Source organism: Enterococcus avium (assembly GCF_002891025.1).
Taxonomy (GTDB): domain Bacteria; phylum Bacillota; class Bacilli; order Lactobacillales; family Enterococcaceae; genus Enterococcus_A; species Enterococcus_A avium.
The window spans coordinates 2416803-2435915 of record NZ_NBSL01000002.1 but is presented as its reverse complement, the minus strand read 5'-3'; the positions used below and the strand labels follow the sequence as shown (position 1 = coordinate 2435915).

Sequence of the window (19113 nt, the reverse complement as noted above, 5' to 3'; positions counted from 1 at the left end):
GGGATGCATTATTTTTTATCGCTGAAAAAGAACCACCAGGATGTGTGGTACTAGAAAGCGGATCGAGGAAGGAGGAAACAAGGAATGCCTACAATTAATCAATTAGTACGTAAACCTCGTAAATCAAAGGTGGAAAAATCAAATTCACCAGCATTGAACAAAGGATATAACAGCTTTAAAAAAGCTCAAACAAACGTGAACTCACCACAAAAACGTGGAGTTTGTACACGTGTGGGGACTATGACACCTAAGAAACCCAACTCAGCATTGCGTAAATATGCTCGTGTTCGTTTGTCAAACTTGATCGAAGTAACAGCTTATATTCCAGGTATCGGCCATAACCTACAAGAACATAGTGTTGTTCTATTACGTGGTGGTCGTGTAAAAGACTTGCCAGGGGTACGTTACCATATCGTTCGTGGCGCACTAGATACTGCCGGTGTTAACGATCGTAAACAAAGCCGTTCTAAATACGGTACTAAGAAACCTAAAGCTTAATCAAACGAATAGATAAGACATATTTTCGGAAGGAGGAGTTACGTATGACTCGTAAAGGAACGATTGCAAAACGTGATGTTTTGCCAGATCCTATGTATAACTCTAAGCTAGTAACTCGTTTAATCAACCGTGTAATGGTTGACGGCAAACGTGGTACTGCTTCAAATATCGTATACAACGCTTTTAGTACTATTAAAGAATCAACAGGAAATGATCCATTGGAAGTTTTTGAACAAGCAATGGAAAACATTATGCCTGTATTAGAAGTTAAAGCTCGCCGTGTTGGGGGTTCTAACTATCAAGTTCCCGTTGAAGTGCGTCCAGAGCGTCGTACTACTTTAGGCTTGCGTTGGGTTGTGAATTTCGCACGTTTACGCGGCGAACACACAATGGAAGAACGCTTAGCAAAAGAAATCATGGATGCTGCTAATAATACTGGTGCTTCTGTGAAAAAACGCGAAGATACACACAAAATGGCGGAAGCCAACCGTGCATTTGCTCATTATCGTTGGTAAGATTTTTTCTGCTGACAAAGGTCAACAGATTTCTGACCAAACAACGCTAAATTTAATTTAAGAGAGGAGCAAACTAAGAAATGGCAAGAGAATTTTCTCTAGAAAACACTCGTAATATCGGTATCATGGCTCACGTTGACGCTGGTAAAACAACAACAACAGAGCGTGTTTTATACTACACTGGTAAAATTCATAAAATTGGAGAAACCCACGAAGGCGCTTCTCAAATGGACTGGATGGAACAAGAACAAGAACGTGGTATCACAATCACATCTGCCGCTACTACAGCGCAATGGAAGGGTCACCGCGTAAACATCATTGATACCCCAGGACACGTGGACTTCACAATCGAAGTTCAACGTTCATTACGTGTACTTGACGGTGCAGTAACTGTTTTGGACTCACAATCAGGTGTAGAACCACAAACAGAGACGGTTTGGCGTCAAGCAACAGAATACCGCGTTCCACGTATCGTATTCTGTAACAAAATGGACAAAATTGGTGCGGACTTCCTTTACTCAGTAAGCACTTTACATGATCGTTTGCAAGCAAATGCTCATCCAATCCAATTACCAATTGGTGCGGAAGATGATTTCACTGGAATTATTGACTTAGTCAAAATGAAAGCTGAAATCTATACAAACGATTTAGGTACGGAAATTCAAGAAACTGAAATTCCTGCTGAATATCAAGAACAAGCTGAAGAATGGCGTGAAAAATTAGTTGAAGCAGTCGCTGATACTGATGAAGACCTAATGATGAAATTCTTGGAAGGTGAAGAAATCACTGAAGAAGAATTGAAAGCAGGAATTCGTAACGCAACTCTAGCAGTAGATTTCTACCCAGTACTATGTGGTTCAGCCTTCAAGAACAAAGGTGTTCAATTGATGTTGGATGCAGTCATTGACTATCTTCCAGCGCCAACTGATGTACCTGCGATCAAAGGTTTCGATCCTAAAACAGACGAAGAAACGGAACGTCCAGCTGATGATTCTGCTCCATTCTCATCACTTGCGTTTAAAGTTATGACTGACCCATTCGTAGGTCGTTTAACATTCTTCCGTGTTTACTCAGGTGTTCTAAATTCTGGTTCATACGTATTGAATGCTTCTAAAGGTAAACGTGAACGTATCGGACGTATTCTACAAATGCATGCGAATACGCGTAAAGAAATCGAAACGGTTTACTCAGGCGATATCGCTGCAGCTGTTGGGTTGAAAGACACAACAACTGGGGATACATTGTGTGACGAAAAAGCGCCAGTTATCCTTGAATCAATCGAATTCCCTGATCCAGTTATCGAAGTTGCTGTTGAACCTAAATCAAAAGCTGACCAAGATAAAATGGGTGTTGCTTTACAAAAACTTGCTGAAGAAGATCCTTCATTCCGCGTTGAAACAAATGTTGAAACTGGCGAAACTGTAATCGCTGGTATGGGTGAACTTCACTTAGACGTATTGGTTGACCGCATGCGTCGTGAATTTAAAGTAGATGCTAACGTAGGTGCGCCTCAAGTATCTTACCGTGAAACATTCCGTTCTGCTACAAATGCGGAAGGTAAGTTTGTACGTCAGTCTGGTGGTAAAGGTCAATACGGTCACGTATGGATCGAATTTACACCAAACGAAGAAGGTGCCGGCTTCGAATTCGAGAACGCAATTGTCGGTGGTGTGGTTCCTCGTGAATACATCCCAGCTGTTGAAAAAGGATTAGAAGATGCGATGGCTAATGGTGTATTAGCTGGCTACCCGTTAGTTGATATTAAAGCTAAACTTTATGATGGTTCTTACCATGATGTCGATTCGAATGAAACGGCCTTCCGTGTAGCTGCGTCTATGGCGCTACGTGCTGCTGCGAAGAAAGCTAATCCATCAATCCTTGAACCGATGATGAAAGTTACGATTACTGTTCCAGAAGATTACTTAGGTGATGTGATGGGTCATGTAACTGCTCGTCGTGGACGTGTTGAAGGTATGGAAGCACATGGTAACTCACAAATCGTTAACGCTATTGTGCCGTTAGCTGAAATGTTTGGTTACGCTACAACACTTCGTTCTTCTACACAAGGACGCGGGACATTTATGATGGTCTTTGACCACTATGAAGATGTACCGAAATCAGTTCAAGAAGAAATCATTAAGAAAAATGGCGGTAAAGCTGAATAATTCTTAAAAGTCAATTGATTTTTGACGGCTTTTTCCAAAAGAACTGTATTTTTAACAACGTTTCATGTAAAATAATTAACTGATGATATGGGCTCGCATCGCTTTTGTGATGCGGACCTATCAGATAAAAAACTAAACTCATTTACTTAGGAGGAACATTTTAAATGGCTAAAGAAAAATTTGACCGTTCAAAACCCCATGTTAACATTGGTACTATCGGACACGTTGACCATGGTAAAACTACTTTAACAGCTGCAATTACAACTGTACTTGCTAAACAAGGCGGAGCGCAAGCTATGGATTACGCTCAAATCGACGGAGCTCCTGAAGAACGCGAACGCGGAATCACTATCAACACTGCTCACGTTGAGTATGAAACTGACAACCGTCACTATGCTCACGTTGACTGCCCAGGACACGCGGACTACGTTAAAAACATGATCACTGGTGCTGCTCAAATGGACGGAGCTATCTTAGTAGTATCTGCTGCTGATGGCCCTATGCCTCAAACTCGTGAACACATCTTGTTATCTCGTAACGTTGGTGTTCCTTACATCGTTGTATTCTTAAACAAAATGGATATGGTTGACGATGAAGAATTACTTGAATTAGTTGAAATGGAAGTTCGTGACTTATTAACTGAATACGACTTCCCAGGCGACGACACTCCAGTTATCGCAGGTTCAGCTTTGAAAGCTTTAGAAGGCGACGCTTCATACGAAGAAAAAATCTTAGAATTAATGGCTGCTGTTGACGAATATATCCCAACACCAGTTCGTGATACTGACAAACCATTCATGATGCCAGTCGAAGACGTATTCTCAATCACTGGTCGTGGTACTGTTGCAACTGGTCGTGTTGAACGTGGACAAGTTCGCGTTGGTGACGAAGTTGAAATCGTAGGTATCGCTGACGAAACTGCTAAAACAACTGTTACAGGTGTTGAAATGTTCCGTAAATTGTTAGACTACGCTGAAGCAGGCGATAACATCGGTGCTTTGTTACGTGGTGTTGCACGTGAAGATATCCAACGTGGACAAGTATTGGCTAAACCAGCTTCAATCACTCCACATACAAAATTCTCTGCAGAAGTTTACGTTCTAACTAAAGAAGAAGGTGGACGTCATACTCCATTCTTCACTAACTACCGTCCTCAGTTCTACTTCCGTACAACTGACGTAACTGGTGTAGTTGATCTACCAGAAGGTACTGAAATGGTAATGCCTGGTGATAACGTAACTATGGAAGTTGAATTAATCCACCCAATCGCGATCGAAGACGGAACTCGTTTCTCTATTCGTGAAGGCGGACGTACAGTTGGTTCAGGCGTTGTAACTTCAATCAAAGCTTAATCAACCTTACAATTCAAATTTATTATGCTCGGACGTAAAAGAGTCACCGATTATCGGTGACTCTTTTTTAGGATTATTCATTGGTCGCGAGAGGGATACATTGCTGTTTTTATATAGAAGAAAACTTTTATTCTGTTTAAAAGATTAAACTTTCTGAAAACAAAACAGAAAATCCTAAAAACTTTAGAAAATCCTTGCAATCATAGGTCCCATGTAATATAATCATAAAGGTGCTGTTTGCAGGAGTGTAAATATCACTGGGGGGTTCTGAAAAGAATCCGTCGGCTTTGAAACGAGAGGTTGCGACACGCCCGGACGCTTTGCCACGAACGAGCGTGACGGAGATTTTCGTGGAGCTATGTCTACTTTTAAAATAGGCGAAGGAGGGAACAAGATGGCAAAACAAAAAATTCGTATCCGTTTAAAAGCGTATGAACATGGTATTTTAGATCAATCAGCGGATAAAATCGTGGAAACTGCAAAGAGAACTGGAGCTAGCGTATCTGGTCCAATTCCATTACCAACTGAACGCAGTCTTTACACTGTAATCCGTGCGACTCACAAATACAAAGATTCACGCGAACAATTCGAAATGCGTACTCACAAACGTCTAATTGACATTGTGAACCCAACACCGAAGACAGTTGATGCTTTAATGAAGCTTGACTTACCATCAGGTGTGAATATTGAAATCAAACTATAATTAAGAAGATGGAGGTGTAATCATGACCAAAGGAATCTTAGGGAAAAAAGTGGGAATGACTCAAATCTTCACTGAATCTGGCGAACTTATTCCAGTTACTGTTATCGAAGCTACTCCAAACATTGTTTTACAAGTAAAAACAATGGAAAACGATGGCTACGAAGCTGTTCAATTAGGTTACCAAGATATGCGTGAAGTTTTGTCTAACAAACCTGCGAAAGGTCATGTTGCAAAAGCAAACACGGCTCCTAAGCGCTTCATTCGAGAATTCAAAGATGTTGAGCTAGGAGACTATGAAGTAGGTAAAGAAGTGAAAGTTGATACTTTCCAAGCTGGAGACATCATTGATGTTACCGGAACGACTAAGGGTAAAGGATTCCAAGGCGTTATCAAACGTCACGGACAAAGCCGCGGCCCAATGGCACACGGATCTCGTTACCATCGTCGTCCTGGATCTATGGGTCCTGTTGCACCAAACCGCGTATTTAAAAATAAAAAACTTGCTGGTCGTATGGGTGGCAATCGCGTAACGATTCAAAATCTTGAAATTGTACGTGTTGACGCTGACCGCAATGTTATCTTAGTAAAAGGAAATGTTCCTGGAGCTAAAAAATCTTTAATTACTATCAAATCAGCTGTGAAAGCTAAATAATTAGTTAGAGGAAAGGAGGAACTAAGGAATGCCAACTGTAGCATTATTCAAACAAGATGGAACACAAAATGGTGACATCACTTTAAATGAAGAAATCTTCGGAATTGAACCAAATGAAAGTGTTGTTTACGATGCAATCGTTATGCAACGCGCTTCATTGAGACAAGGAACACACGCTGTGAAAAATCGTAGCGCAGTTCGTGGCGGTGGTCGCAAGCCATGGCGTCAAAAAGGAACTGGACGTGCTCGTCAAGGTTCTATCCGTTCACCACAATGGCGTGGGGGTGGCGTTGTTTTCGGACCTACACCACGTTCATACAGCTACAAACTTCCTAAAAAAGTTCGTCGCTTAGCAATTAAATCTGTTTTATCAGAAAAAGTTGCTGAAAATAACTTGGTTGCTGTTGATGCTTTAAGCTTTGACGCACCTAAAACAAAAGAATTCAAACAAGTTTTAACTAGCTTGTCTATTGATTCTAAAGTATTGGTTGTATTGGAAACAGGAAACGAAGTTGCAGGCTTAGCTGCTCGTAACTTAGCAAACGTAACTGTTACTACTTCAGACAACGTTACTGTATTAGATGTAGTCGCTAATGACAAAATCTTAGCAACGCAAACTGCTCTTACTCAAATTGAGGAGGTGCTTGCATAATGAACTTACTAGACGTAATTAAACGCCCAGTGATCACTGAAAAATCTATGTTAGACATGGATGAAAAGAAATACACTTTCGAAGTGGACACTCGCGCAAACAAAACTTTAGTCAAACAAGCGGTTGAAGCTGCTTTCGACGTTAAAGTTAAGAATGTAAACATTATGAATGCTAAACCAAAAGCAAAACGTATGGGTAAATACCAAGGCTTCACTAAAAAACGTCGCAAAGCTGTTGTGACTTTAACTGAAGATTCAAAAGAAATCCAAATTTTTGACGCTGAATAAGCGTTAAAAAATCACTAGTAAATAGGAGGGAAACTAGACGTGGCGATTAAAAAGTACAAACCTACCTCAAATGGCCGTCGTAATATGACAAGTTCTGATTTCGCTGAAATCACTACTTCAACGCCTGAAAAGACGTTATTACAACCATTGAAAAACAACGCCGGTCGTAACAACAACGGTCGCATCACTGTACGTCATCAAGGTGGCGGACATAAACGTCAATATCGTGTTATCGACTTTAAACGTAATAAAGATAACGTGGTTGCTACAGTTCAAACGATCGAATACGATCCAAACCGCTCAGCAAACATTGCATTAGTTCATTATTCAGACGGAGTGAAAGCATACATCTTAGCCCCTAAAGGCTTAGAAGTTGGCATGACAATCGTATCTGGAGCAGATGCAGATATTAAAATCGGGAATGCATTACCACTAGAAAATATTCCAGTCGGTACTGTAATCCACAATATTGAAATGAAACCTGGTAAAGGCGGACAATTGATCCGTTCAGCTGGTACAAGTGCTCAAGTACTTGGTAAAGAAGGAAAATACGTATTAGTACGTTTAAACTCTGGCGAAGTTCGTATGATCTTAGCTACTTGCCGTGCTACTATCGGTTCTGTTGGTAACGAACAACATGAATTGATTAACATCGGTAAAGCTGGACGTTCTCGTTGGATGCGTAAACGCCCAACTGTACGTGGTAGCGTAATGAACCCTAACGATCACCCACACGGTGGTGGTGAAGGTAAAGCTCCAGTCGGACGTAAGGCTCCAGTATCTCCATGGGGACAACCTGCATTGGGTTACAAAACTCGTAACAAGAAAGCTGCTTCAGACAAGCTTATTGTACGTCGTCGTAAGACTAAATAAAATCATTGACTATGTGTCGCATATTTTGAGAGGAGGTACACCATGGGTCGTAGTTTGAAAAAAGGACCTTTCGCTGATGATCATTTGATGAAGAAGATCGAAGCACAACAAGGTGTTGAAAAGAAAAAAGTTATTAAAACTTGGTCTCGTCGCTCAACAATTTTTCCTGATTTTGTAGGATTTACTATTGCTGTTTATGACGGACGCAAACATGTGCCAGTTTACATCCAAGAAGACATGGTAGGACATAAATTAGGTGAATTTGCACCATCAAGAACTTATCGTGGACATGCCGCCGACGATAAGAAAACAAGACGTTAATTTTGAGGGGAGGATATTAACATGGCAGAACAAATTACATCAGCTAAGGCAACTGCGAAAACAGTTCGCACTTCTCCTCGTAAAGCACGTTTAGTAATCGATCTTATTAGAGGAAAAAGCGTAGCAGAAGCAATTTCAATCTTGAAATTCACACCAAACAAATCTGCAGGAATCATTGAAAAAGTAATGATGTCAGCAGTTGCTAACGCAGAAAACAACTTTGACTTAGATGTTGAAAATTTGGTAGTTTCTGAAGCATTTGTTAACGAGGGACCAACAATGAAACGTTTCCGTCCACGTGCAAAAGGTTCAGCTTCACCAATCAATAAACGTACAAGTCATATTACCGTTGTGGTATCAGAAAAATAAGGAGGGATAATCAGTGGGTCAAAAAGTAAATCCTATTGGAATGCGTGTAGGCATCATCCGTGAGTGGGATGCTAAATGGTATGCTGAAAAAGAGTATGCTGAATTTTTACACGAAGATTTGAGAATCCGTAAGTTCATCGCAACGAAACTTGCTGATGCCGCTGTGTCAACTGTTGAAATCGAACGCGCTGCAAACCGCGTAAACATTTCAATACACACAGCTAAACCTGGTATGGTTATCGGTAAAGGCGGATCTGAAGTTGAGAGCCTAAGAAAAGAATTAAATAAATTAACTGGTAAACGAGTTCACATCAACATCGTTGAAATCAAAAAACCAGATTTAGATGCAAAATTAGTCGGAGAAGGAATCGCACGTCAATTAGAAAACCGTGTTGCTTTCCGTCGCGCACAAAAACAAGCGATCCAACGCACTATGCGTTCAGGCGCTAAAGGAATTAAAACTCAAGTATCTGGTCGTTTGAATGGTGCGGATATCGCTCGTTCAGAAGGATACTCTGAAGGAACAGTTCCTCTTCATACATTGCGTGCCGATATCGACTACGCATGGGAAGAAGCAGATACAACATACGGAAAACTAGGAGTTAAAGTGTGGATTTATCGTGGAGAAATTCTTCCTACAAAGAAAAACACTGAGAAAGGAGGGAAATAATCATGTTAGTACCTAAACGTGTAAAACACCGTCGTGAATTCCGCGGAAAAATGCGTGGGGAAGCTAAAGGTGGTAAAGAAATCGCATTTGGAGAATACGGCTTACAAGCTGTTGATTCACATTGGATCACTAACCGCCAAATCGAAGCTGCCCGTATTGCAATGACTCGTTACATGAAACGTGGTGGGAAAGTATGGATTAAAATTTTCCCTCACAAATCTTATACTGCCAAAGCAATTGGTGTACGTATGGGATCTGGTAAAGGTGCTCCTGAAGGCTGGGTTTCACCAGTTAAACGCGGTAAGATCATGTTTGAAATCGCCGGCGTTCCTGAAGAAGTTGCTCGTGAAGCATTACGTCTTGCTTCTCACAAATTACCAATGAAGACTAAGATCGTAAAACGTGAGGAAATGGGTGGTGAATCGAATGAAGGTTAAAGAAATCAGAGAATTAACCACTGCCGAAATGCTAGATCAAGAAAAACAATTAAAAGAAGAATTGTTCAATCTTAGATTCCAATTAGCAACAGGTCAATTAGAAAACACTGCACGTATTAAAGAAGTACGTAAATCGATTGCACGCATCAAAACTGTGTTGCGTGAACAAGCTGACAAATAGTGGAAGGAGGCCATTTCCAGTATGACTGAAGAAAGAAATCAACGTAAGGTTTATCAAGGACGTGTGGTATCAGACAAAATGGACAAAACGATCACTGTTGTCGTTGAAACCAAAAAGAACCATCCAATCTACGGTAAACGTATGAAATATTCTAAAAAATACAAAGCTCACGATGAAAACAATGAAGCAAAAATTGGCGATATCGTGAAAATTATGGAAACTCGTCCATTATCAGCTACCAAACGTTTCCGTCTGGTTGAAATCGTTGAAAAAGCAGTGATTATCTAATCACACGAGATTTTCCTATATAGATGTTTCTTAAATCTGAAAGGAGGATACACAAGTGATCCAAGCAGAAAGCCGTTTAAAAATCGCGGACAACTCAGGCGCTCGTGAAATTTTAACTATTAAAGTTCTTGGCGGATCTGGTCGCAAAACTGCAAATATCGGTGATGTGATTGTTGCTACGGTTAAACAAGCAACGCCAGGTGGTGTTGTCAAAAAAGGTGACGTTGTTAAAGCCGTTATCGTTCGGACTAAATCAGGCGCTCGTCGTACTGACGGTTCTTATATCAAATTTGATGAAAATGCAGCTGTTATCATTCGTGATGACAAGAGCCCAAGAGGAACACGTATCTTCGGACCTGTCGCTCGTGAACTACGCGAAGGCAACTTCATGAAGATCGTTTCATTGGCACCGGAAGTATTATAATCGAAAGATTCAACCAAAGGAGGTGCGCAACAGTAATGTTCGTTAAAAAAGGCGATAAAGTAAAAGTTATCTCTGGTAAAGACAGAAATAAAGAAGGCGTAGTATTAGAAGCCCTTCCTAAAAAAGACAAAGTCGTTGTTGAAGGCGTCAATATCGTAAAGAAACATAAGAAAGCCTCTCAAGAAGCCCCTCAAGGCGGAATCGTTGAGGTAGAAGCACCAATTCATGCTTCTAATGTAATGGTGATCGACCCTTCAAATGGAGAAGCGACACGCGTTGGCTACAAAGTGGTTGACGGAAAGAAAGTCCGCGTTTCTAAGAAAACCGGCGAAGCTCTAGATAAATAATTAAACAAGGAAGGAGGATCTTATAGATGAACCGCCTAAAAGAAAAATTTGTAAGTGAAATTACACCATCTTTGATGGAAAAATTTAACTATGATTCAGTTATGGAAGTTCCTAAAGTTGAGAAAATTGTCATCAACATGGGTGTTGGTGATGCGGTATCAAACGCAAAAAACTTAGACAAAGCTGTTGAAGAATTAGCATTGATTTCTGGTCAAAAACCAATCATCACTAAAGCTAAAAAATCAATCGCTGGTTTCCGTTTACGTGAAGGAATGCCTATCGGTGCGAAAGTAACACTACGTGGAGAAAGAATGTATGAATTCTTAGATAAATTAGTGTCTGTATCACTTCCACGTGTACGTGACTTCCACGGAGTAAGCAAAAAATCCTTTGATGGCCGTGGTAACTTTACTTTAGGTGTCAAAGAACAATTGATCTTCCCTGAAGTAGATTATGATTTAGTTGATAAAGTCCGTGGTATGGATATCGTTGTAGTAACAACTGCTAAAACAGACGAAGAATCTCGCGAATTATTAACACAACTTGGAATGCCATTCCAAAAATAATCAAGGAGGCGAAAAAATTGGCTAAAAAATCAATGATTGCTAAAAATAAACGCCCAGCTAAACATTCAACGCAAGAATATACTCGCTGCGAACGTTGCGGACGTCCACATTCAGTTTATCGTAAATTTCATCTTTGCCGTATTTGCTTCCGCGAACTTGCCTACAAAGGTCAAATTCCCGGCGTGAAGAAAGCTAGCTGGTAAAATAAACTCGCATAAAGGAGGTAAACAGTTCAATGGTCATGACAGATCCAATTGCAGATTTTCTAACTCGTATTCGTAATGCCAACATGGTAAAACACGACACAGTAGAAGTACCTGCTTCAAAAATCAAACGTGACATCGCCGAAATCCTTAAACGTGAAGGTTTCGTACGTGATGTTGAATATATCGAAGATGACAAACAAGGCATGATCCGTGTTTTCCTTAAATACGGTAAAAATGACGAACGTGTTATCACGAACTTAAAACGTATTTCTAAACCAGGCTTGCGTGCTTATGTCAAAGCTGACGAAGTACCAAAAGTATTAAACGGTTTAGGTATCGCAATCATCTCTACTTCTGAAGGTTTAGTAACTGACAAAGAAGCTAGAGGTAAAAACGTCGGCGGCGAAGTGCTAGCTTACGTTTGGTAAGATCAAACAATCCATGAGGAGGTGTCTTTAAGTGAGCCGTATTGGTAATAAAGTTGTCGTTTTACCTGCAGGAGTTGAAGTAACTCAAAAAGGAAACGAAGTAACTGTTAAAGGACCTAAAGGTGAATTAACTCGTACTTTTTCTTCTGATATCAAAATGAACATCGAAGGAAACGAAGTAACATTCACGCGTCCAGATGACAGCAAAGAAATGAAAACAATCCACGGAACAACTCGTGCAAACTTCAATAACATGGTTGTTGGTGTTTCAGAAGGGTTCCAAAAAGCATTAGAATTAATCGGGGTTGGGTACCGTGCACAATTACAAGGATCAAAACTTGTATTGAACGTTGGTTACTCACATCCAGTTGAAATGGTAGCTCCAGAAGGTGTTACGATCGAAGTTCCTTCAAACACTCAAATTGTTGTTAAAGGATCTAACAAAGAAGTAGTAGGCGAATTAGCTGCGAAAATCCGCGGAACTCGTCCGCCAGAACCTTATAAAGGCAAAGGTGTTCGTTATGTTGGCGAATACGTACGTCGTAAAGAAGGTAAAACTGGTAAATAGTAGGTTGACCCTACACGCGGCTTAGGCCAGCTTAATTAAAGAGGTGACAATTGTGATTACAAAACCAGATAAGAATAAAACACGCCAAAAACGCCACATGCGCGTTCGCGGAAAAATCTCTGGTACTGCTGAGTGCCCACGCTTGAACGTTTTTCGTTCTAACAAGAACATCTACGCGCAAATCATTGATGACGTAGCGGGTGTGACGCTAGCAAGTGCCTCTGCCTTGGATAAAGAAATTTCAGGTGGAACAAAAACTGAACAAGCACAAGCTGTTGGGAAATTAGTAGCAGAACGTGCTTCAGAAAAAGGTATTAAGAAAGTAGTCTTTGACCGTGGTGGATACCTTTACCATGGCCGTGTAGCAGCTTTAGCTGAAGCAGCACGCGAAAATGGACTAGAATTTTAGGAGAAGGAGGAACACCATTCATGGTTTATATCGATCCAAAACATTTGGAATTAGAAGACCGCGTTGTAGCGATCAACCGTGTTACTAAAGTTGTTAAAGGTGGACGTCGTCTACGTTTCGCAGCACTAGTAGTTGTTGGTGACAAAAACGGTCACGTAGGCTTTGGTACTGGTAAAGCTCAAGAAGTACCTGAAGCAATTCGTAAAGCAATCGAAGACGCTAAGAAAAACCTAGTCGAAGTACCAATGGTAGGAACTACACTTCCTCACGAAGTTATTGGTGTATTCGGCGGCGGACGTATCTTAATGAAACCAGCCGTTGAAGGTTCTGGAGTTGCCGCTGGTGGACCAGTTCGTGCCGTCTTGGAATTAGCTGGGGTTGCCGATGTAACTTCTAAATCTTTAGGTTCAAATACACCGATCAACGTTGTTCGTGCAACTGTTGAAGGCTTGACTCAATTGAAAAAAGCAGAAGAAGTAGCGCAATTACGCGGCATCTCTGTTGAAAACTTAGCTAATTAAGGAGGACGAATGAAATGGCTGAATTAAAAATTACTTTAAAACGCAGTATTATCGGACGTCCTCAAAACCAACGTGACACTGTTAAAGCGTTGGGTCTAAAAAAAATGAATAGCACAGTTGTTAAACCAGCCAATGATGCAATCAAAGGTATGGTTAATACAGTGTCTCATTTAGTGGACGTAGAAGAAGTTTAATAAGACAATGATGATTAAAATCTAAGGAGGTGCCAATATAATGAAACTTCATGAATTACAACCTGCCGAAGGTTCACGTAAAGTTCGCAACCGCGTTGGACGTGGTACTTCATCAGGTAACGGAAAAACATCTGGACGTGGTCAAAAAGGTCAAAAGGCTCGTTCAGGCGGTGGTGTACGTTTAGGTTTTGAAGGTGGACAAACTCCTTTATTCCGTCGTTTACCAAAACGCGGATTTACTAACGTGAATCGTAAAGAATACGCTGTAATCAATCTAGATGTCTTAAATCGTTTTGAAGATGGAACTGAAGTAACACCTGTTGCTCTAGTTGAAGCTGGAATCGTGAAAAACGAAAAAGCTGGAATCAAAGTTTTAGGAAACGGATCATTAGATAAAAAACTAACCGTTAAAGCAGCAAAATTCTCTAAACATGCTCAAGAAACAATTGAAGCTGCTGGTGGTTCAATCGAGGTGATTTAATGTTCAAACTTTTAAAGGATTCATTCAAAGTTCAGAACATCCGATCACGGATATTGTTTACTGTCTCAATGCTGTTAGTATTCCGGCTTGGTGCACAAATCACTGTGCCGGGAGTTGATGCGCATGGATTGCAAGGCCTGAGTGAGATGCCATTTTTCAGAATGTTGAATATGGTTAGTGGCTCAGCTATGCAAAACTTCTCTATCTTCTCGATGGGGGTTTCTCCATATATTACTGCTTCAATCGTTATTCAATTGTTGCAGATGGATATCATTCCTAAATTTGTTGAATGGTCAAAACAAGGGGAAGTCGGTCGTAAAAAGCTAAATCAAGCAACTCGCTATTTAACTTTAGTCTTGGCTTTCATCCAGTCTGTAAGTATCACAGCTGGATTTGACTATTTTGCGCAATTTGGTTTTGTTCCAAACCGTAATGTTCAGACGTTTGTTACAATCGGCGTAATCCTTACTGCTGGTACAATGTTTGTTACGTGGTTGGGAGAACAGATCACTGAAAAGGGAATCGGTAACGGTGTATCAATGATTATCTTTGCGGGGATCATTTCGCGATTGCCACAAAGCATCAAAGATATCTATGATGATTATTTCGTGAACATCGATTCTAGTGATCTTTGGAAATCTGTTATTTTTGTTGTGATTTTACTTATCGCTATCGTGTTGATTGTCGTTTTTGTAACGTACTTTCAACAAGCGGAAAGAAAAATTCCGATTCAATATACAAAACAAGTCGTTGGTGCACCAACAAGCAGTTATTTACCGCTAAAAGTAAATGCTGCCGGAGTTATTCCGGTTATCTTTGCCAGCTCATTTATTGCGACTCCAAATGCGGTGTTGCAGGCATTAGCTAGCAAGTATAGTGCGGAAGGCTGGTACGATATGTTAACGAAGCTATTCAGTTATGATACCGTTCCGGGTGCTGCGATTTATACTGTTCTGATTGTTGCCTTCACCTTTTTCTATGCGTTTGTTCAGGTTAATCCTGAAAAATTAGCAGAGAACTTACAAAAACAAGGAAGTTACATTCCTCGTGTGAGACCAGGTAAAGGAACAGAAGAATATGTTTCTGCAATTTTAATGCGTTTAAGCGTAGTCGGAGCTATTTTCTTAGGTTTGATTGCCTTGATTCCAATTATCGCACAAATGATTTGGAATTTACCTCAATCAATTGGTTTAGGTGGAACAAGTCTTTTGATCGTCGTTGGTGTGGCGTTAGAAACTGCAAAACAATTAGAAGGACTCATGTTGAAACGACGGTATGTCGGATTCATGGATGAAGAGTAGATTCGTGTGTTGAGGGTCATCCTCAACGCCGTTCTCGCTTCAAATATTTAGGAGGGAAATCAATGAACCTGATCTTAATGGGACTGCCAGGCGCAGGAAAAGGAACACAAGCAGAAAGAATTGTTGCGACGTACAATATTCCGCATATCAGCACGGGGGATATGTTCCGAGAAGCAATCAAAAACGAGACAACACTCGGATTGAAAGCAAAATCATATATGGATGCAGGGGATTTGGTCCCAGATGAAGTTACTAACGGTATCGTGAAGGAGCGTTTAGCGCAAAAGGACACTGATAAAGGGTTCTTGTTAGACGGATTCCCTCGTACTTTAGATCAAGCCAAAGCATTAGCTGAAATGTTAACGGACTTGAATAAAAAGATTGATGCTGTGATTGAAATTCAAGTAGCAGAAGAAGTGTTAGTTGAACGTTTGGCAGGACGCTTCATGTGCCGCAACTGTGGTGCGACTTATCATAAAATCTTCAATCCTACAAAAGTAGAAGGTACTTGTGATCGCTGTGGTGGTCATGAATTTTATCAACGTGAAGATGATAAGCCAGAAACAGTTAAAAATCGTTTGTCTGTAAATGTTAAAAACAGCGAACCAATTTTAGCTTACTATAATGAAGAAGGTCTGTTATATCCAGTTGATGGAGATCGTGAAATTGATGCCGTATTTGCGGATGTAGAAAAGATTATCGAAAAATAATTTTGCCTGCCGACTTGAGATGCAGTTTATCTTGCCAAGTTCGATGTTTTATGATAGAATTTGTCAGTCCGACTTCTAGCTTTTTTTAGAAGTTTAACTTTAGAATTACGGTGGGAACTGCAGTTTCCGCCATTTTATCGTGTGAAAATGCGAAACAACTACAAGGAGGTACTCTGCGTGGCAAAAGAAGATATGATTGAAATCGAAGGAACAGTCGTCGAAACTTTGCCGAATGCAATGTTTAAAGTCGAATTGGAAAACGGACACGAAGTTCTTGCACACGTATCTGGTAAAATCCGGATGTATTATATTCGAATCTTACCTGGAGATAAGGTTACAGTAGAACTTTCTCCATATGATTTGAGCCGTGGTCGCATTACCTATCGCTTTAAGTAAGTTGTACTCCGTAAAACTTCAGGAGGTATAATCATGAAAGTAAGACCATCAGTAAAACCAATGTGTGAACATTGTAAAGTAATTCGTCGTAATGGACGCGTTATGGTGATTTGCCCAGCAAACCCAAAACATAAACAACGTCAAGGATAATTGGAGGTGTAATTAAGTATGGCTCGTATTGCAGGAGTAGATATTCCTCGTGATAAACGCGTGGTAATTTCACTTACTTATATTTACGGTATTGGAAATACTACAGCGAAACAAATTTTAGCCAACGCAGGCGTTTCTGAAGATGTTCGTGTACGTGACTTAACGAATGAACAAACAGACGCTATCCGTGCTGAAGTTGATAAATTAAAAGTTGAAGGCGATCTTCGTCGTGAAACTAACTTAAACATCAAACGTTTGATGGAAATCGGTTCATACCGTGGAATTCGTCATCGTCGTGGCTTGCCTACACGTGGACAAAACACTAAGAACAACGCTCGTACTCGTAAAGGCCCAGCTCGCGCTATTGCCGGCAAGAAAAAATAATTAGTGAAGGAGGTATAAATCTTCATGGTAGCAAAGAAAGTCAATCGTAAACGTCGTGTGAAGAAGAATATCGAAACAGGTATTGCTCATATTCATTCGACTTTCAATAATACAATCGTCATGATCACTGATGCTAGCGGTAACGCTGTAGCATGGTCATCTGCAGGTTCATTAGGTTTCAAAGGTAGTAAGAAATCAACTCCTTTCGCTGCTCAAATGGCTGCTGAAACTGCAACAAAAGCTGCAATGGAACATGGATTGAAAAGTGTTGAAGTCACTGTTAAAGGACCTGGTTCTGGTCGTGAAGCAGCGATTCGTTCATTGCAAGCAACTGGTTTAGAAGTAACTGCAATTCGTGACGTGACTCCAGTACCTCATAATGGATGCCGCCCTCCAAAACGCCGTCGTGTTTAATGAGTGCCCAACTCTATGAGTTTTACAGGAACGTCATTGAACAAGACACTTTTCGTTTTGAAAGGGGTAAAAGACAAGAATGATTGAATTCGAAAAACCAAGAATCACAAAAATTGATGAAGACAGAGATTATGGCAAGTTCGTTGTTGAACCTTTGGAAAGAGGTTATGGAACTACTTTAGGTAATTCTCTACGTCGTATTCTACTTTCTTCTTTACCAGGCGCTGCCATTACCAATATTCAAATCGATGGGGTGTTACACGAATTTTCAACCATCAAAGGTGTAAGAGAAGACGTTGTACAAATCATCTTGAATATCAAAGGTTTAGCGTTGAAATTATTTGCGGAAGAAGAAAAAACCCTTGAGATCGATATTACTGGACCAGCTACGGTAACTGCCGGCGATATTATCGTTGACAGCGACGTTGAAATCTTGAATAAAGATATGTACATTTGTACTGTTGCTGAAGGTGCGACATTCCATGCTCGCCTAACAGTAAAACCTGGTCGAGGCTATGTTCAAGCAGACGAAAATAAAAAGGAAGATATGCCAATTGGTGTCCTTCCAGTCGATTCTATCTATACACCGGTACGTAAAGTCAACTATCAAGTTGAAAATACACGTGTTGGTCGTCGTGATGACTTCGATAAATTAACGATGGAAATTTGGACTGACGGATCGATCATTGCTCAAGAAGCATTGAGTCTTGCAGCGAAAATTTTAACTGAACATTTAGATATTTTTGTAAATCTTACAGATGAAGCGAAAAATGCTGAAATCATGGTAGAAAAAGAAGAAACACAAAAAGAAAAAATGTTGGAAATGACCATCGAAGAACTAGACCTGTCTGTACGTTCGTACAATTGCTTGAAACGTGCCGGAATTAATACGGTTCAAGAATTAACGAATAAATCTGAACCTGAAATGATCAAAGTACGTAATTTAGGACGTAAATCACTTGAAGAAGTGAAAGCTAAGTTACATGATCTTGGTTTAGGACTACGTAAAGACGATTAATATTGTTGACAAAGGAGGGAAACCTACGTGAGTTATCGTAAATTAGGACGCACATCTAGCCAACGTAAGGCAATGTTGCGTGACTTAACAACTGACTTAATTATCAACGAACGCATCGTTACGACTGAAGCTCGTGCGAAAGAAGTTCGTTCAACTGCTGAAAAGATGATTACTTTAGGAAAACGCGGGGATCTTCATGCACGTCGCCAAGCTGCAAGCTTTGTACGTAATGAAGTCGCTGATGTTCGCGAAGAAAACGAAGAAATCGTTACTGAAACTGCATTGCAAAAATTATTTAACGATATTGCTCCTCGTTACGCTGAACGTCAAGGTGGATACACTCGTATCTTGAAAACTGAACCTCGTCGCGGCGACAACGCCCCTATGGTTGTTTTAGAACTTGTATAATAATCACTCTTCACTTTATAGATGATTCTTTTAGAGTGTTATGATGTTGGAGATTTTCTCCGAGTCTAGCTCAGCGCCGCTTCCCAGAATGTCTGGGAAGCTGGCACTCATCATAAAGTGTTTTTTTATACCCAAAAACACTGTCAAGACAGATCGGTATACAAAAGCATTTTATTGAGTATCAAGGATTGATAAAGTGAAGCTTTTTTGCTAGTCTTAGTACAT

33 protein-coding genes are annotated in these 19113 nt (G+C 40.4%); all 33 read left to right on the top strand.

Going from position 1 to position 19113, the window contains the following annotated elements:
• Nucleotides 1–84: 84 nt before the first annotated feature.
• Entirely contained in the window at nt 85–498 is a 414-nt protein-coding gene (gene rpsL, locus AUF14_RS12235) for a 30S ribosomal protein S12 (protein WP_010742744.1), read from the top strand.
• A 44-nt stretch (nt 499–542) separates the two neighbouring features.
• Nucleotides 543–1013 (top strand): 30S ribosomal protein S7, encoded by a 471-nt coding sequence (rpsG, locus tag AUF14_RS12230; RefSeq protein ID WP_016179468.1) that lies wholly within the window; start codon nt 543–545, stop codon nt 1011–1013.
• 80 nt (nt 1014–1093) lie between these two features.
• On the top strand, nt 1094–3178 hold the full coding sequence (gene fusA / locus AUF14_RS12225; RefSeq protein ID WP_016179469.1) for an elongation factor G: 2085 nt from the start codon (nt 1094–1096) through the stop codon (nt 3176–3178).
• A gap of 164 nt (nt 3179–3342) precedes the next feature.
• Complete coding sequence (gene tuf, locus AUF14_RS12220; protein ID WP_016179470.1) at nt 3343–4530, top strand: elongation factor Tu; 1188 nt, start codon at nt 3343–3345, stop codon at nt 4528–4530.
• 394 nt (nt 4531–4924) lie between these two features.
• Entirely contained in the window at nt 4925–5233 is a 309-nt protein-coding gene (rpsJ, locus tag AUF14_RS12215; RefSeq protein WP_010756438.1) for a 30S ribosomal protein S10, read from the top strand.
• A 22-nt stretch (nt 5234–5255) separates the two neighbouring features.
• Nucleotides 5256–5885 (top strand): 50S ribosomal protein L3, encoded by a 630-nt coding sequence (gene rplC / locus AUF14_RS12210; protein WP_016179472.1) that lies wholly within the window; start codon nt 5256–5258, stop codon nt 5883–5885.
• 28 nt (nt 5886–5913) lie between these two features.
• Nucleotides 5914–6537 (top strand): 50S ribosomal protein L4, encoded by a 624-nt coding sequence (gene rplD / locus AUF14_RS12205; protein ID WP_048717838.1) that lies wholly within the window; start codon nt 5914–5916, stop codon nt 6535–6537.
• The gene (locus tag AUF14_RS12200; protein ID WP_048717840.1) at nt 6537–6824 is read left to right on the top strand and encodes a 50S ribosomal protein L23; all 288 of its coding nucleotides are present in this window, start codon (nt 6537–6539) and stop codon (nt 6822–6824) included. Before rplD ends, AUF14_RS12200 begins: the two co-directional genes overlap by 1 nt.
• A gap of 39 nt (nt 6825–6863) precedes the next feature.
• Entirely contained in the window at nt 6864–7697 is an 834-nt protein-coding gene (rplB, locus tag AUF14_RS12195; RefSeq protein ID WP_016179474.1) for a 50S ribosomal protein L2, read from the top strand.
• Between the two features lie 42 nt (nt 7698–7739).
• Nucleotides 7740–8018, top strand: a complete 279-nt coding sequence (gene rpsS, locus AUF14_RS12190) for a 30S ribosomal protein S19 (RefSeq protein WP_049220104.1) — start codon at nt 7740–7742, stop codon at nt 8016–8018.
• 21 nt (nt 8019–8039) lie between these two features.
• On the top strand, nt 8040–8387 hold the full coding sequence (rplV, locus tag AUF14_RS12185; RefSeq protein ID WP_010742755.1) for a 50S ribosomal protein L22: 348 nt from the start codon (nt 8040–8042) through the stop codon (nt 8385–8387).
• Nucleotides 8388–8400: 13 nt separating this feature from the next.
• Nucleotides 8401–9057 carry a 30S ribosomal protein S3 gene (gene rpsC / locus AUF14_RS12180; RefSeq protein WP_010747212.1) on the top strand — a complete coding sequence of 219 codons (657 nt, stop codon included), beginning with the start codon at nt 8401–8403 and terminating at the stop codon, nt 9055–9057.
• A gap of 2 nt (nt 9058–9059) precedes the next feature.
• Nucleotides 9060–9494, top strand: a complete 435-nt coding sequence (gene rplP, locus AUF14_RS12175; RefSeq protein WP_010747211.1) for a 50S ribosomal protein L16 — start codon at nt 9060–9062, stop codon at nt 9492–9494.
• Entirely contained in the window at nt 9484–9675 is a 192-nt protein-coding gene (gene rpmC / locus AUF14_RS12170) for a 50S ribosomal protein L29 (RefSeq protein WP_010747210.1), read from the top strand. Before rplP ends, rpmC begins: the two co-directional genes overlap by 11 nt.
• Nucleotides 9676–9696: 21 nt before the next feature.
• A complete protein-coding gene (gene rpsQ / locus AUF14_RS12165; RefSeq protein WP_010742759.1) occupies nt 9697–9963 on the top strand; it encodes a 30S ribosomal protein S17 in 267 nt (88 codons plus the stop codon).
• 55 nt (nt 9964–10018) lie between these two features.
• Nucleotides 10019–10387 carry a 50S ribosomal protein L14 gene (gene rplN, locus AUF14_RS12160; protein WP_010742760.1) on the top strand — a complete coding sequence of 123 codons (369 nt, stop codon included), beginning with the start codon at nt 10019–10021 and terminating at the stop codon, nt 10385–10387.
• 35 nt (nt 10388–10422) lie between these two features.
• On the top strand, nt 10423–10734 hold the full coding sequence (rplX, locus tag AUF14_RS12155; RefSeq protein ID WP_016179476.1) for a 50S ribosomal protein L24: 312 nt from the start codon (nt 10423–10425) through the stop codon (nt 10732–10734).
• Nucleotides 10735–10760: 26 nt separating this feature from the next.
• The gene (rplE, locus tag AUF14_RS12150; protein ID WP_010742762.1) at nt 10761–11300 is read left to right on the top strand and encodes a 50S ribosomal protein L5; all 540 of its coding nucleotides are present in this window, start codon (nt 10761–10763) and stop codon (nt 11298–11300) included.
• A gap of 17 nt (nt 11301–11317) precedes the next feature.
• Nucleotides 11318–11503 (top strand): type Z 30S ribosomal protein S14, encoded by a 186-nt coding sequence (locus AUF14_RS12145; protein ID WP_028020384.1) that lies wholly within the window; start codon nt 11318–11320, stop codon nt 11501–11503.
• A gap of 32 nt (nt 11504–11535) precedes the next feature.
• A complete protein-coding gene (rpsH, locus tag AUF14_RS12140) occupies nt 11536–11934 on the top strand; it encodes a 30S ribosomal protein S8 (RefSeq protein ID WP_016179477.1) in 399 nt (132 codons plus the stop codon).
• A 31-nt stretch (nt 11935–11965) separates the two neighbouring features.
• Nucleotides 11966–12502, top strand: a complete 537-nt coding sequence (rplF, locus tag AUF14_RS12135; RefSeq protein WP_048717845.1) for a 50S ribosomal protein L6 — start codon at nt 11966–11968, stop codon at nt 12500–12502.
• Between the two features lie 52 nt (nt 12503–12554).
• The gene (gene rplR, locus AUF14_RS12130; protein WP_016179479.1) at nt 12555–12911 is read left to right on the top strand and encodes a 50S ribosomal protein L18; all 357 of its coding nucleotides are present in this window, start codon (nt 12555–12557) and stop codon (nt 12909–12911) included.
• A gap of 20 nt (nt 12912–12931) precedes the next feature.
• Nucleotides 12932–13432, top strand: coding sequence for a 30S ribosomal protein S5 (gene rpsE / locus AUF14_RS12125; RefSeq protein WP_010747203.1), 501 nt, complete (start codon nt 12932–12934; stop codon nt 13430–13432).
• Between the two features lie 14 nt (nt 13433–13446).
• The gene (gene rpmD, locus AUF14_RS12120) at nt 13447–13626 is read left to right on the top strand and encodes a 50S ribosomal protein L30 (RefSeq protein ID WP_010747202.1); all 180 of its coding nucleotides are present in this window, start codon (nt 13447–13449) and stop codon (nt 13624–13626) included.
• Nucleotides 13627–13666: 40 nt separating this feature from the next.
• Entirely contained in the window at nt 13667–14107 is a 441-nt protein-coding gene (gene rplO, locus AUF14_RS12115; protein ID WP_010742768.1) for a 50S ribosomal protein L15, read from the top strand.
• Nucleotides 14107–15408 carry a preprotein translocase subunit SecY gene (gene secY, locus AUF14_RS12110; protein WP_049220108.1) on the top strand — a complete coding sequence of 434 codons (1302 nt, stop codon included), beginning with the start codon at nt 14107–14109 and terminating at the stop codon, nt 15406–15408. Before rplO ends, secY begins: the two co-directional genes overlap by 1 nt.
• Nucleotides 15409–15470: 62 nt before the next feature.
• On the top strand, nt 15471–16118 hold the full coding sequence (locus tag AUF14_RS12105) for an adenylate kinase (RefSeq protein WP_016179481.1): 648 nt from the start codon (nt 15471–15473) through the stop codon (nt 16116–16118).
• Between the two features lie 177 nt (nt 16119–16295).
• On the top strand, nt 16296–16514 hold the full coding sequence (infA, locus tag AUF14_RS12100; RefSeq protein ID WP_010742771.1) for a translation initiation factor IF-1: 219 nt from the start codon (nt 16296–16298) through the stop codon (nt 16512–16514).
• 33 nt (nt 16515–16547) lie between these two features.
• Nucleotides 16548–16664, top strand: a complete 117-nt coding sequence (rpmJ, locus tag AUF14_RS12095) for a 50S ribosomal protein L36 (RefSeq protein ID WP_010742772.1) — start codon at nt 16548–16550, stop codon at nt 16662–16664.
• A gap of 18 nt (nt 16665–16682) precedes the next feature.
• Nucleotides 16683–17048: a 30S ribosomal protein S13 gene (gene rpsM / locus AUF14_RS12090; RefSeq protein ID WP_016179482.1), complete on the top strand. Its 366-nt coding sequence runs from the start codon at nt 16683–16685 to the stop codon at nt 17046–17048.
• A 24-nt stretch (nt 17049–17072) separates the two neighbouring features.
• Nucleotides 17073–17462 (top strand): 30S ribosomal protein S11, encoded by a 390-nt coding sequence (gene rpsK / locus AUF14_RS12085; protein ID WP_016179483.1) that lies wholly within the window; start codon nt 17073–17075, stop codon nt 17460–17462.
• Nucleotides 17463–17541: 79 nt separating this feature from the next.
• Nucleotides 17542–18480: a DNA-directed RNA polymerase subunit alpha gene (locus AUF14_RS12080; protein ID WP_010747196.1), complete on the top strand. Its 939-nt coding sequence runs from the start codon at nt 17542–17544 to the stop codon at nt 18478–18480.
• A gap of 27 nt (nt 18481–18507) precedes the next feature.
• Complete coding sequence (rplQ, locus tag AUF14_RS12075; protein ID WP_016179484.1) at nt 18508–18888, top strand: 50S ribosomal protein L17; 381 nt, start codon at nt 18508–18510, stop codon at nt 18886–18888.
• Nucleotides 18889–19113 lie beyond the last annotated feature (225 nt).